The sequence below is a fragment of the Campylobacter sp. 2018MI13 genome, assembly GCF_018501135.1.
Taxonomy (GTDB): domain Bacteria; phylum Campylobacterota; class Campylobacteria; order Campylobacterales; family Campylobacteraceae; genus Campylobacter_E.
Genome location: NZ_JAHCZC010000014.1, coordinates 15056 through 29550 on the forward strand (window position 1 = coordinate 15056; position 14495 = coordinate 29550).

Consider the following 14495-nt stretch of genomic DNA (forward strand, 5'->3'; position numbering starts at 1 on the left):
CGTGAAAGAATTTCAAATATTTAATAATGCTCTTGATGAAAAAGCTTTATATAGTGAATTTTGTGGAATTTGCAAAGAGTTAAATTATGGAGCATTTTTAAGTTTTAGCGGGATAATTAGAGCAGAAGGCAATATTAGCGGTCTTAGTTTTGATATATATGAGCCAATTTTAAAAAAATGGTTTGATGATTGGTGTGAGAAAACTAGGAATTTAAATATTAGATTATTTTTTGCACATGCAAAAGGAGATGTATTAGTAGGTGAATGCTCTTATTTTGCAGGGATTGCAAGCTCACATAGAAAAAACGGCTTAGATATATTTGCTAAGTTTATTGAAGATTTTAAACAAAATGCACCTATTTGGAAATACGATTTAATTAATAATCAAAGAATTTATGCAAAGGATAGAAGCTTTAAGTTGCCTAACGCAGGTCTTTTAAGCAGCAAGGAAGATTAAGTAATGAATAAAAAAGCATTAGTAATAGAAATTATTATTGTATGTATTGTGGTACTTGCGTTACTTATTTTACTAGGTCTTAAGGTATATAATTCAAAAAATGAAGCAGAAATGTCAAAATCAATCAGAAACTTAGCTACATTGATTAATGATGTAGATACATATTATTCTAATAATGAAAATTTTATAGATATTCCATTGATGACTAAAGTAGGGCTTGATAAGGATATGTGGTTTTTTGTTAAATCTGAAAAATGCTTACACTTTAGCACTTTTAGAGATTTTTTGATAGTTAAAAAAACTGAAAAACCAGGGGAATTATGTTCTACATTATTAAGTTATGATTCTGTTAAATCGCTATTAATAGGCAAAGACACTCCAGGCGATGAAGCTGTAAGCGTTAATATAAGTAATTCTAATACTATATTTATTAGAATGGGTATTAAATACGATAATTCTATATTATAAAACTATTTTATAACCTGTTGAAGTAATATTTTTTATAATATTTACACCCAATTTATCTCTAAAACGCTTTATAAATGTTCTTACCGAACCATCTTTTACATCACTTTTACCCCAGCAAACCTCTTTTATCTCATCAAGGCTTACAACCCTACCAATTGGCTCACTAAGTGCTTTTAATAAAGCTAGTTCTTTTTTTGTAAGTTCAACTTCAAATTCTAATGTTTTAAAAGTTGATTTCATATAATCAATTGAATAATCTCCCATTTTAGTAACTTTACTCATATTAGAAACCAAGCTTTTTACACTTGCGATTAATTCTTCTGGAATTACAGGTTTGATTAAATACTTATTCACATTAACATCAATAGCTTTTAGTAATTTTTCTTTATCACTATGAGCTGAAATTACTATAATAGGCGTATTTGGGCTTAGGTCTTTAATGCTTTTTGCAAGGCTTAAACCATCTTTTAGCGGCATTAATACATCACAAATTACAATATCAGGACGAAGTTTTTTAAATTTATTTAATCCACTTAAGCCATCTTGAGCATAATGCACTTCATAAAACAAAGGTGCTAAAATATCTCCCATTAGATGAGCTATATTTTTCTCATCTTCAACAATTAATAAACTTAACATTCTTCTCCTTTAAAAATAAGTTCAAAATATGCACAATTGCCCTTGTTAAAACATCTTATATCTGCATTTATTTTATTTAAAATTTGCTTACAAATGTAAAGCCCAAGTCCTACGCCTTGTTTTTTATGTTTAGTTGTAAAATATGGGTCAAATATATGCTCTATTATGTTAGAAGGAATTGCCCCTGCATTATCGCTAATTTGCAAAATCAAATTCTTTTTTTCTTTAAATACTTTAAAATGTAGTATTTTATCATCTAGCTCTTGTTCTAAAAAAGCATCTTTAGCATTGTTTATAATATTTACAAGAACTTGCACTAATTCATTAAAATTACAAAACAAGCAGCATTTTTTAGCACGAATATCAAATGTAGTTTTTATATTATTTTTTTTCAATGCTTGATAGCTTATGTATAAACTATGCTTAATTACTTTAATTAAATTATGCTTTTCTAAAGGCGTATTAGGATTAATAAAATCTCTAAAATCATTAATAGTTTGGCTCATATTTTGGATTAATTTTTGACATAATTTATAATGTTTATCTTTTTTTTCGTTATGTAATAAATAAATAGCTAAAGATAATTCATTTAAAGGTTGTCTCCATTGATGAGCTATATTTTCTAGCATTTGTCCTAGGATAACTTGGCGATTTTGCTGAAATATTATTTTTTGTTGAGCGTTATTGATTGCTATTGCGTCTTCTATTTTCTTTTCTAAATTCTCATTGAGTATTTTTAAAGAATTTGTCTTTTGAGCTACGACTTGTTCTAAATTCTCATTTAATTGCATTAGCTTTTGTTTAGTTGCAACAAGCTCTTCATTTAAGGTAAAAAGCTTAGTAACATCGTGTCTAATAGCTATAAATTCAAATATTGTTCCATCTTCATCAAAAATTGGAATTATTGTTGTTTGTGCGTAGAAAAAATCCCCATTTTTCTTTTTATTCTTAACCACTCCTTTATGAACACGCCCAGCTAAAATAGTGTCCCATAATTTTTTAAAAGCACTCTTAGGCGTATCAGGGTGGCGGATAATATTGTGATTTTGTCCTAGTAGTTCATCTTCACTAAAACCACAAAGATTGCAAAATTCTTCATTTACAAAGGTAATAATCCCATTTATATCTGTTTTTGAAACTATATTTGTGTTTTCAATTGCATTTTTATATTCATTTAATCTATACATTTTTACCTACTTAATTTAAGTGCTAAAAAGCACAAATAAAATCCATAAACAATAATTAAAGCAAAAAATAAATATTGAATATTTTTAATTTTTCTAATTTTATTTATAAATATAGAGCCTAAAAGCATAGCAGGAAGAGTGCTAAGCCCAAAAATTAACATATTAAGCCAAGCTTCATTAACGCTTTTTGCAATCATTGATTTTGCTACGAAAAAATATACTAAACCACAAGGAAAAAATCCATTTAAAAAGCCAAATATAAAGCCTTTATATTTTGAAGTTTTTTTATTGTTTAAAAATACCATTATTTTTTTATATATGAATTGATTTTCTATAAAAGCTAGTAGTTGTCCCTTAACAATTAAAGCAAATCCTAAAACAACGCAAAAAGCACCTAAGATAAAATATAAAAATACTTGTAAGTTTAAAGAATTTAAAAAATAACCTAAAAAATAAGCTATAAGACCTATTAAAATATAAGCACAAATTCTACTAAAATGATATATAAAAATATCAAAAAAATTACTCTTTTTGTGGTTGAATAAAAGAATTATTCCACCACACATAAAAAAACAATGAGTAAGACTAAGACCTAGTCCTAGCACAAAAGTGCTAAGAAGATTGTTTATAACATCTTCCTTTTTTTAAGCTCTTCTTCATAAAGCTTTTCGTAAATTAAATCGTATTCTTCGCTACCAGGAACGATTTTTCTTTTGTAATTATTAATTTTATCAAATACTAGGTCTTCAATATCTTCGTAAGTTTTTAAGTATTCAATCATACTTGAATAAATCACATTTTTTACTCTATTTTCTGATACATTAAAATTGATTAAATCTTCATCAACCAAAGCGTCCAAAATAGCGTGAGATAAGGCATTATATCTATCTTCATAATTCATTTGGATTTTATATTCATCTGCTAGTTTTTTCTTAAGTAACCAAAACATATTTTTTCTATCAACTTGCATTAAATCCATTTGGCTTTCTTGCTCTGCTAAAATCTCATTTACCTTCTCATCAAGTGATTTTTCTTTTAATACTAAGGCTGTAATAATTTTTGAAACTACTTCTTTAACTGGCTCTAAACCATTTACTAATTTTACAAATTTTGAGTTTAATAAATCTATTGAAATTTTATTTGAAACATAAGGAATATGTGGTTGTCTAATACGCATTTTTAATCCTTTTTTATTTTTCTTCATTATAAAATATATTAGTAAAAATGAATATAACAATAATAATTAATTTTTAACTTTTGATAATTTTTAAAATGCCTTAATATTAAGCTTTTTAAGAGTTTTAAAGCATTGATTTGAATTCGGAATTTCCGAATTCAAATTCTTTTAATCGCCTATATAAATTTGTCTTGGGCGAACTATTTTTAATGGGCTTTCTTTTTGCTCAATTAGTTGTGAAATCCAGCCAGGAATTCTACCTACTACGAATAATACCGCAAACATTTCATTTGGAATTCCTAGAGCTTTTAAGATTAAGCCGCTATGAAAATCAACATTCGGATATAATCCACGGCTTACAAAATACTCATCATTTAATGCGATTTCTTCAATTCTAGTTGCAACTTTTACAAAGTTTGCATCAATTCCAATTTCGCTAATTAATTGGTCTCTTAATTTTTTAAGAACTTTTGCTCTAGGGTCAAAGTTTTTATAAACTCTATGCCCAAAGCCCATTAGTCTAAATGGATCATTCTTATCTTTTGCTCTTTTAATAAACTCATCAACTCTATCAGGTGTGCCAATTGTCTCAAGCATTCTAATCACACCTTCATTAGCACCCCCGTGTGCGTGTCCCCACAATGCGCCAATTGCTGAACTTATACAGCTATATGGGTGAGCGTGAGTGCTACCGACTGAACGCACTACACTTGTGCTTGCATTTTGTTCGTGATCAGCATGAAGCATTAAAACCGTATCTAGTGCTTTTACCTCAATAGGTCTTAGATTTACATGCTCGTATGGATAAGTTCTTAGCATATATAAAAAGTTTTCGGTAAATCCACGATCAAGATTAGGATATGCCATAGGAAAGCCATTTTTATAGCGATACGCACTAGCGGCTATTGTTGGTATTTTTGCTACGATTCTGGCTGCCATTTCCATATAATCTTCGTGCTTATCCATATTTAAATGGTCAGGATAAAATGTTGAAAGTGCTGCAACTGCTGCTTGCATAACTGCCATAGGATGAGCATTGTCAGGGAAAGCGTCAAATAATTTATGCATACCTTCGTGAATAAAGCTTCTTTTTTTAAGCTCATATCTAAACGCTTCTAATCTTTCAGGACTTGGTAATTCTTTATGTAATAATAAATGCACTACATCTAAAAAAGTTTTATTTTCTGCTAGCCATTCAATAGAATAACCACGATGCCTTAATTCTCCTGCTTCTCCATCAATATAAGTAATACTTGATTTACAAGTTGCAGTGCTAGTTAATCCTTCATCATAAGAAAATGCACCTGTTTTTGAATATAAAGACGAAAAATCAATTGATTTTGCACCTCTAGTTCCACTTAATACATCAAATTCAAATTCTTTACCATCGTAAATTAATTTTGCTTTTTCCATTTTTAACTCCTTTTTTAATAGTTATGTATATTTTAAAAGGAATTTGTGAAATATTGTAAAAAACTTACTTAGATTTTTGCTTATGTGTTTCAATAAGTAACGAAATTTTAGGAATAGCCCACATAAATATGACAGCTTCAATTAAAGATGATAAAACCAAAGCTAAATAAAAAGAATTATCAATTAAGTTTAATTTCATTCCTAAAGTTGCAATTGCGATTAATAAAGTAAGCGGCATACAAGATGTAAAAGCTAATAAAATGCAAGATATTTTAAAGTCTTTATAAAATACAAAAGAACTAATTATTCTACAAACTAACATAGTAAGAATAATAGCAAATGACATTAATATAAGCTCTTTATTAACCAAGCTAAAATCAAGGCTTAGCCCAACATATACGAAAAATATAGGTATTAAAAATGGGTGTCCTAATGAACTTAATTTATGCTCTAAATCCTTTTTATGCCCAAAAAAGCTAGATATAAACATACCAGCTAAAAACGCTCCTAAAGCTATTTCAAAATCAAAATAAAGCATTAAAGCAACTGCTAGCATCCACAATGCAAGACTAAGCCTTACATTACGCTCTGCCTTATCATAATCAGGCATTAAAATTTCTTTAAGCCAAGGTAACCACCAAAAAATCGCATTAAAAATATAATAAATTACAACAAAAATCCCTAAAAAGAATAGTATTGACAATACAGAAGTAACAACTTGCATTGTGCTACTTGAGTTTGAAAAGCTATTTAAAAGAGTTATTAAAACAATGCTTATTACTTCGCCAAGTGCTGCTAAAACCATAGTAAAACTAAGCCATTTTGGAGTAATTTCGTATTCTTTATATAAAATACTAATAAGCCCTATACTCATAACAGGAATTATTATTGCAACTACTAAGCTAAGTTTTAGTATCAATGAAATACTAATAGCTAAAGCATAAAGAATTAAATAAAATAAAGATATTTTTTTTAGCTCATTTGCATTTAATTTTATAAATTCTTTAAGGCTTACTTCAAGCCCTGCTATAAACATTAAATAGCAAAATCCAATATGAGAAGCTAGGGTAAAAGCAGGTGTTTTTGTGATTATTCCAATAGCACCAGCAATACTTCCTAAAATAATTTCAACCGCTAAAATAGGTAAGCTAGTAAGCTTTGCTATATAAGGCGATGAAAAAACAACAAAAGATATAAATAATAAAATATTTAAATCATTTGAGCTAAGTTCCATTAATTTCCTTGTATAAATCTAGTATCCTCAAAAATTATGCTTTTTGCAATTATTTCAATTTTTTCGGGGATATTTTCAATAATTATAATAGGACTTAGGTTATAGTGATTAAATAATTTTGCTCTAAAGCTTATTTGCTTTTTAATACTTGGTGGATTTTTTAAAAATTCTTCATAATTTTCGTATTTAAAAAACTCATTCGCTTTTTTAAACGATATTACACATAATTCATCTTTATTACACATTATTAGCTCTTTACTTATGTCAAGACTTAGATTAATTTTGCGTGATTTAAAATGCGAATAAAATAAAACAAAAGCTTTTGCAGTATTTTTATTAGCTTTAATTCTTGCATAAAGCAAACGATAATTTAAAAACTTTTCTCTAATAATGCTAAATTGTTGATTTTTGCTTTCTAATCTTACGACTTTTTTAAAAAATTGCAATTTTTCTTCTATTGAGCCAGGTAGAATTTGATTTTTATATATACTTGAGCTTAATTCTTTTATCAAATGCTCTTCGCTTTTTTGTTGAGCTAAGCCGTAAATACAGCCACAATAATTTTGATGATACAATAAATCATCTTTTGCTAATTTTAATTGCCTTTGAGTTCCACCATCTTTTCTAAAATCAACGCAAAAAAACTCTAAATCAGTCCCTTTTAAAGCTTCTTGCATAGATACTCTTAATTGCTCTAAATCTTTTTTAGGAGAGCATAAAAGTGTGGTTGTAAATGTTTTTTGCCCTAATTTTAAAGCCATTTCAACAGAACTTCGCATTCTAAAATCAAAACATTTAGAACATCTCTTCCCACGCTCAGGCTCATTTTCATAGCCTTTTACATAATTAAACCATTCAGCATAATCATATTCACCTTTAATTAGCTTAATACCAAGCTTTTTACAAGACCTTGCTACATCAAAATATCTTAATTCATATTCGCTAAAAGGATGAATATTTGGGTCATAAAAATACCCGATGAGTTCTTCATCAGGCATTAATTTTCTTAATTCTTGCAAAAAAAAGTGCGAATCAACGCTACAGCAAATATGAACTAGCATTAATTTATTTTATACTTTTTACTAATTTCATTTATTGTGCCATCATCTAGCATTTCTTGTAGGCTTTTATTTATTATTTCAAGTAATTTTGTATTACCTTTATTTACGGCAAATCCTTGTGAGTCTTCATCTTTATACTCGCAAACTACTTGCAAATCAGGATTTTTATTTAAAAAATTAACAGCAGCAACCTTATCTAATACTATAGCATCTATTTTTTTGCTTTGTAATGAAAGTATGCTAATGCTAGAATTTGCAAAGCCTTTTACTTCTTTTTGGCTAGATTTTTTTGCTATATCATATTGCACCGAGCCAAGTTCAGCCCCAAAAAGCGTATTAGTAAAATCTAAATCTTTACAATTTTTAATTTCTTGATTTTCATTATTTTCTATTCTTTTTATGAAATAATTAGAACTATCTTTAAAATTAATTGTAAATTCTACTGCCTTAGCTCTTGCTGGAGTTTTTTTCATAATTGCTCCGATTAAATCCACTTTATTGCTCTTAAGACTTGGGATTAATCCGTCAAAATCCATATATTTAAACTCCACTTCTAAATTATTTCTTTTAGCAATTTCTTTAATAATATCAACATCAAAGCCTTTTAATTCGTTGTTCTCTAAATATTCATAAGGCGGATAATTAGGTGCTGTTGCTACTCTTAAAATATCAGCACTCATACTTGTTAATAATGCTAAAGAAAATAATATTTTTTTCATTTTGCTCCCTTACTTTACGCTATCTTTATAAACTGCGTTTTCATTTACTACTTCTTTAATAATTAAAGACCTTTTTGTCTCTCCTGTGCTATCTATGCTAATAATTCCACTAACGCCTTCGTAATCTTTAGTTTTTTTAATCTCTTGATTTATACATTCGCTAGTGATTTGCTCGCAACGATTTGCAGCTTCTACTAATACAAAATAAGCATCAGCACCCATTGCAGCAAAATTTGATGGAAGACTTCCATTATAAGCTTTTGCATATTCTGCTAAATATTTTTTACTAAGTTCTGTTGGTGGAACATTTGCATCAAAGCTATCTGTATATAAATGATTGTTTGAATACTCTGCTGCAAGTTTGATAAATTGCTCATCAGCAACCCCATCAGCACTAGCGATTATACTTTTAACACCTGCGATTTTTGCTTGTCTTACAAAAAGTGCTGCTTCTTGATAATAAAGTGGCAAATACACTACATCAGGATTTAAACTAGCAATTTGAGCTGAAATAGCGTTAAAATCTTTATCTCCACTTGTAATGATTAATTCTTTTAATATTTCTCCACCACCTTGAATAAATTCTTTTTTGTAAGCTTTTGATAAACCTAGTGAATAATCAGTCGCTTGGTCTTTTACAATTACTGCTGTTTTTTTACCTTGAGCTAATAAATATTTTGCCATAGCTTCGCCTTGAAAACTATCATTAAAGCACACTCTAGCAGCGTAATTTTTACCTTTTAATAATTTATCATTTGTAGCAGCTGGTGCAATTACAGGCACTTTTTTCGCTTCAGCTGTATTCATAACCACTATAGTATTTGCAGTAATCATTTCTCCAATTATTGCACTAACTTTTGGTAAAACTCTTTCAGTTGCTGTGATGGCTTCTATTTTATCGCCTTTTGTATCAACTATATTTAAATTGATTTGCTCTCCATTTTTTAAAGTTGGTTGCATTGCATTTGCTACTTTTATTCCATTAAGTGCTGCATTACCATATGCTGCAACGCTACCGCTAAGTGGTAAAACTACACCAATATCTAAAGCAAAAGCCGCACTAGAAGCTAATAAAATTAAACTTTTTTTCATAATAAATCCTTTAAATAATTTAAATAAATTCCTTGAATTACAAGGCATAAAAGACCTGCAAAAAATCCTGCAAGTAAATCATCAAGCATAACGCCTAAGCCACCTTTTAGCTTTTTATCAACTTTACCAATAATACTTGGCTTAGTTATATCAAAAAGCCTAAATAAGATAAAAGCTAAAGCAAAATGCCACCAAGAGTTGTTAAAACTCATACCAATCGCCAAAAAAACCCCACAAACCTCATCAATTACTATTTCTTTAGCATCGTGTTCGTGAGTTTTTTCATAATCGTCAATGATTTTAATACTTGCAATAAAAATTGCAATACTTAATAGCATTAAAGTGCTTTTATCTGTGTAAATTAGTAACAAATAAGCAAATGGTAATGCCGCAATAGTCCCCATTGTGCCACTTGCAAACGGACTAAGACCTGAATAAAAAAATGTTAAATATAGTTTTGCTAATTTTTCTTTCATTAAAATCCTTTGTAATTTGGAAAAATATCTTAAGTTAGTTAAGGAATAATTTGTTTTTAGAATTTGATTTAAAGAATTTAAATATCGTTTTTAAATTCTATGATTTTTAATTTAAGAAAAACATTATAAAATAACGATTATTTTTTATAAAAAAAGGCAAAAAAATGTTGAAAAAATCAATAATTTTAATGAGTATTTTATATTCTAGTTTAAATGCAAGTGCCGTTGATAGTAGATTTTCGTATCAAGATTATTTAGATTTTGGTGCTAATAAAGGCAAATTTAAAGCAGGGACAACAGGGCTTAGCGTAAGTTCTAAAGATGGGACTTTAAAAGTAGATAGTTTTTCTTCTATGCCTATGATTGATTTTAGTGCTAGTAATAAAACGGGTATTTTAAGGGGAGAATTTACAAATATAGGTGGCAATAGGGTTTTAAGTGCAGCTCATATGATAAGCAAAATACAACCAAAACTTATACAACAAGGAAGTATCTTAGAATTTGGCGGAGTAGGCACGAGAGTTGTAAGTGCTTCTAATAATTTTGCTGATTATTTCGGAACTGACACTCCTTGCCAAGGTAAAAAATGCGTAAGAACTGATATTGAAGATTTCGTTGCGTTTAGAACAAGTAAAGTTAATTTAAATGCAAAAGCTAATGTAAGTCAAGTAAAAGCATACAACGAGAGTGGTAAAGATATAAATTATGAAGCTTGTAAAGGTAATAGTTTTTGTTCTGATAAAAGTGGAAAAGCAGAATACTTTAATAATGATAGATATACATTATTTGTAAGAAGTGGAACTGGATATCAAAAAATTACAAATTTAAAAGATGATGCTACCGATGTTAGCAGTGCTAATAAATATTTTACCGGTGGCATTATGCAAATATATGAGAAAGGTAGTAATGAAATACAATTTGGTATTCAAATGAATAATTATATAGGCTCTACAAGATTACCATTTTCTAGTATTGCATCAGAAGGTGATAGTGGAAGTGCTTTATATGTATGGGATAATGTAGATAAAAAATGGTATATGATAGGAGTTGCTAGTAGTTCAAATTGTGAAGCTACAGGCGGTAAGACTTGCACTATTACAAATTATCATTTAATAGACCAATATACTATGGATAAATTTTATAATAACCACACCATTACAACTCAAAATAACCTAACTCTTGATTCAAATTCTTTAAAAGACGGAACTAAAGAATTAGAAAAAACTATGGGAGATAAATCTTTTAAACATTATTTTTCTAGCACAAACAGAACAGATTATGATGCTAGAAATAATGCTATGGCTAATGATAAGGATATTTATATAAATGGTGGTTCTTTAACTCTTAGTGCTAATGCTGATTTAGGTTCTAGTGCATTGATTGTAAAAGATAATTTAACTTATGATATTAAAGGTAATTTTGACTTTTTACACGGCGGTCTTGATATAGGGGCTAATTCGGTTGTAAATTATGACCCTAAAACAGCAAAAAATGATTATTTACATAAAATTGGTGCGGGTAAATTGATAGTTAATTCAAGTAGCCCTAATGCAGGTCTTAGAATAGGTGGGGGCGAAGTTGAATTAAATAGCACAGGTTGGCAAAATACTTTTGGAAGTATTTATATGACTAATAATTCAAGTTTAAAGATAAATAACGCCAATCAAATAAATACAAATTATTTATATTTTGGCGAGAATGCAGGCAAGCTTGATTTAAATGGTGCTAGTTTAAAATATTTTAATAATTTTTATGCAAGTGATAATAATGCAGTGATAACAAATACTAGCACTAACTTAAGCACTCTTGAAATCAATAAATTTGCTACAACAGAACCTACAAATACTATTTATCACGGAAATATTACAGGAAATATCAATATAGTTCAAAATCACAATAATAAATCCGATAAATACGCTGTTTATGATGGTGGTTTAGATATTCAAAATATGGAATTTAAAGATGGAAATTTAGTTTTACAAGGTCATCCGGTAGTGCATAGTTATATAAGTTCTGATAGAAATAATGTTAATTATGTTATAGAAGATATTAGTTCTAAGATAAATGAAAAAATATTCACTACTCCTACAAGGCTAGACCAAGAAGATTGGGAAGATAGAGATTATAAAATGTCTAGTCTTAAATTGACTAACGCAAATCTTGATATTTTAAAGTATTCAAATGTAGATATTAAGGATATAAATTCAACTTCTTCAAATATTACAATAGGCAAAAATTTAGCTTATATTGATGGTTACGATGGAGAAAATATTAAATTTTTAGCGAGTTCGGACTTAAATGCAGGTAAAGATACTTACGAAAATTATTATTCAAATATGAAATATCAAGAAAAAGTAAGTAGTGGCAAAAGCATTGCTAAAAATATCAAAATTAATTCAAATTTTGATTTGAAAACCAATTCAAAACTAAGCCTTTTAAATGGCACAGATTTTAAAGGCACAATAACAGCTGATGATACTTCTAGCCTTGAGTTTAATGGTGCAATGATTAATGCAAATATAAACGCAAGTAGCCTAAACTCAACCGATACAACATATATTTACGAAAGTAAAACTAATGCTTTAAATATAAGCAAAAGCACAAGTGGAGCTAATAATAAGCTTTTAATTAAAGAAAGCTTTTTAAATGGAGATGATAAAATACTAATAGCAAGTTTGGCTAATGATACTTTAGTGGCTGAAAATTATTTTGGTATTAAAGGTGAAGATTCAGTATTTGCTGACCTTAAAGCTAATGTAAAATATTATGCTGAAAACGGCACAGCTAAATGGTATCTTGAAAAAATACCATCTACTCCATCACCAGAGCCAAGCCCAACACCAAATGAGCCAAGTACTCCAAATAAACCAAGTGAGCCTGATACTAAACCAACTCCGCCAACTAACACAGACACAACTCCAAGTGAGCCTATTAATCCAAATGAGCCTAATGTTAATAATCCAAGCGAACCTAGTATTCCTAGCACTCCAACAACTCCAAGTGAGCCTGATACTAAACCGATTGAGCCTAAGCCAGACACCCCAACAACTCCAAACGAGCCTACAATACCAGAAGAGCCTGTTATAGTTGAGCTTGACCCAAATCCTAGCAACAATCCAAGCAATGTAGAAACAAAAGGTCATTATCAAGAATACTTCTTCGTAAGAGAGAAAGAAAGTTCAATAAATACAGCTAAAAACACGCTAAATCAAGCATTTTTTAACTATGTTTTAGAGTGGAACAATATGCAAAAGCGTATGGGAGAGCTAAGAGATGAGGTTGCAAATGGCGGAATTTGGATTAGGAATTTCGGTGGAGCAAGTTCGTATCTAAAAGATAATAAGACCAAATATTATGAATTACAAATCGGTGCTGATAAGATTAGCGAAATGGATGATTTCAATGCTTATGCGGGAATTATCTTTACTAATTCAATTTATAAACTAGATACAAAAAATATGCTAGAAGGTAAAGTAAAAGGCATAGGCGGGGGACTTTATTCAAGCTTTATTTTTAATAATGGTTTTTATATTGATATGATTGCAAAATATGTTGATTATAAAAATGACTATACTCTAACGCTAAATAATGGCAATAATAAAGCTATTTATATTAACGCGAATAATCATTCTAAAAGCGTAGTAGCAAGCGTAGAATTAGGCAATAGATTTTATATGAATAATTATTATTTAGAGCCTAGCGTTGAGTTAATTAGTGGCTATGTTAGTGCGATTAGCCTTGAAAATAAAGCCGAGCATATAAAATTAGAAAGCAAATCATTCGTTCCATTTAATACAAAAACAATGCTAAGTTTTGGTAAGCAAAGTAGCGAAGATTCAAGATTTGGATTTAGATTTGGGGTTGGAATTGCTGCTGATTTAGCTAAAAACGGCGATAAAACCATAAGAGATTTAAATGTAATTAGACAAATTGAAGGTAAAAAAGATACAAGAATGCTAACTAATGCTTCATTTAATTATAATTTCACGAATAATTTAAGGCTAATGACCGAGTTTGAAAGGACATTTTTTGGTGATTTGAATGTGGATTATTCGCTTAATATGACTTTAAGAAAGAGTTTTTAATTTATTTTGCACCTATTTTAAAGGTGCAAAATCTTTATATGTTTTTATCTTGCCGATAAATATTATTTATTGGGTTTTTTAATGAGTTTAAGAATAAAGAGTTTCAAAATACATTTATCTTATCGCCTAAATATACTCAAATTATGACGCAAAGCTTAATTTTTGATATAAAGAAGCAAAAATAACCATTAAATAATAATCTTTATTCATTCACTCGCATTACTAAATACAAAAAATAAAGAATTAAAATAATAATTCAAATAAAAATATTTTAATTTTCTTTAAAAGTAAGAAAACTTAAGTTGCTAAGTTATTGTTTGTATTAAACTACTTCTTAAATCTTGCCAAATTACTAAGCGGTAAAGATAGCTAAGATTTATAATTTTTATCCACAAATTTCTTAAAAGTTTAGTTATTTTTATGTTACTTTTCGCATTTAATTGTATTTTTTACTCATAAAATCACTTGAAATCTCACTGATATTGAT

General features: G+C 28.7%; 13 protein-coding genes. 3 read left to right on the forward strand and 10 right to left on the reverse strand.

All coding sequences use genetic code 11. The features are described 5' to 3' along the window. Nucleotide 1: 1 nt before the first annotated feature. Both KJQ99_RS02615 and KJQ99_RS02620 read left to right on the forward strand, forming a co-directional pair. Nucleotides 2-457 carry a molybdopterin synthase catalytic subunit gene (locus tag KJQ99_RS02615; RefSeq protein ID WP_214149902.1) on the forward strand — a complete coding sequence of 152 codons (456 nt, stop codon included), beginning with the start codon at nucleotides 2-4 and terminating at the stop codon, nucleotides 455-457. 3 nt (nucleotides 458-460) lie between these two features. After that, nucleotides 461-925: a hypothetical protein gene (locus KJQ99_RS02620; RefSeq protein ID WP_214149903.1), complete on the forward strand. Its 465-nt coding sequence runs from the start codon at nucleotides 461-463 to the stop codon at nucleotides 923-925. On the opposite strand, the gene KJQ99_RS02625 is transcribed toward KJQ99_RS02620, so the two are convergent. The 10 genes from KJQ99_RS02625 to KJQ99_RS02670 form a co-directional block, all read right to left on the reverse strand. After that, nucleotides 920-1564: a response regulator transcription factor gene (locus tag KJQ99_RS02625; protein ID WP_214149904.1), complete on the reverse strand. Its 645-nt coding sequence runs from the start codon at nucleotides 1562-1564 to the stop codon at nucleotides 920-922. The two genes, KJQ99_RS02620 and KJQ99_RS02625, sit on opposite strands and share 6 nt — an antisense overlap. After that, a complete protein-coding gene (locus KJQ99_RS02630) occupies nucleotides 1558-2751 on the reverse strand; it encodes a sensor histidine kinase (RefSeq protein ID WP_214149905.1) in 1194 nt (397 codons plus the stop codon). Before KJQ99_RS02630 ends, KJQ99_RS02625 begins: the two co-directional genes overlap by 7 nt. 2 nt (nucleotides 2752-2753) lie before the next feature. Next, entirely contained in the window at nucleotides 2754-3356 is a 603-nt protein-coding gene (locus KJQ99_RS02635; RefSeq protein ID WP_336606939.1) for a sulfite exporter TauE/SafE family protein, read from the reverse strand. Nucleotides 3357-3376: 20 nt separating this feature from the next. Next, nucleotides 3377-3928 carry a DUF507 family protein gene (locus tag KJQ99_RS02640; RefSeq protein ID WP_214116410.1) on the reverse strand — a complete coding sequence of 184 codons (552 nt, stop codon included), beginning with the start codon at nucleotides 3926-3928 and terminating at the stop codon, nucleotides 3377-3379. Nucleotides 3929-4096: 168 nt separating this feature from the next. Then, nucleotides 4097-5341, reverse strand: a complete 1245-nt coding sequence (locus KJQ99_RS02645; RefSeq protein ID WP_214116418.1) for a citrate synthase — start codon at nucleotides 5339-5341, stop codon at nucleotides 4097-4099. A gap of 64 nt (nucleotides 5342-5405) precedes the next feature. Continuing rightward, nucleotides 5406-6575 (reverse strand): cation:proton antiporter, encoded by a 1170-nt coding sequence (locus tag KJQ99_RS02650; RefSeq protein ID WP_214116421.1) that lies wholly within the window; start codon nucleotides 6573-6575, stop codon nucleotides 5406-5408. Further along, a complete protein-coding gene (locus KJQ99_RS02655; RefSeq protein WP_214149906.1) occupies nucleotides 6575-7636 on the reverse strand; it encodes an epoxyqueuosine reductase QueH in 1062 nt (353 codons plus the stop codon). Before KJQ99_RS02655 ends, KJQ99_RS02650 begins: the two co-directional genes overlap by 1 nt. Further along, nucleotides 7636-8355 carry a substrate-binding periplasmic protein gene (locus KJQ99_RS02660; RefSeq protein WP_214116433.1) on the reverse strand — a complete coding sequence of 240 codons (720 nt, stop codon included), beginning with the start codon at nucleotides 8353-8355 and terminating at the stop codon, nucleotides 7636-7638. The genes KJQ99_RS02655 and KJQ99_RS02660 overlap by 1 nt, the downstream gene beginning before the upstream one ends. A 9-nt stretch (nucleotides 8356-8364) precedes the next feature. Further along, nucleotides 8365-9447, reverse strand: a complete 1083-nt coding sequence (locus KJQ99_RS02665; RefSeq protein WP_214149907.1) for an ABC transporter substrate-binding protein — start codon at nucleotides 9445-9447, stop codon at nucleotides 8365-8367. Then, entirely contained in the window at nucleotides 9444-9923 is a 480-nt protein-coding gene (locus tag KJQ99_RS02670; RefSeq protein ID WP_214119583.1) for a phosphatidylglycerophosphatase A family protein, read from the reverse strand. The genes KJQ99_RS02665 and KJQ99_RS02670 overlap by 4 nt, the downstream gene beginning before the upstream one ends. 164 nt (nucleotides 9924-10087) lie before the next feature. Here KJQ99_RS02670 and KJQ99_RS02675 point away from each other — a divergent pair, with 164 nt between their 5' ends. Then, nucleotides 10088-14008, forward strand: a complete 3921-nt coding sequence (locus tag KJQ99_RS02675; RefSeq protein ID WP_214149908.1) for a S6 family peptidase — start codon at nucleotides 10088-10090, stop codon at nucleotides 14006-14008. Nucleotides 14009-14495 lie beyond the last annotated feature (487 nt).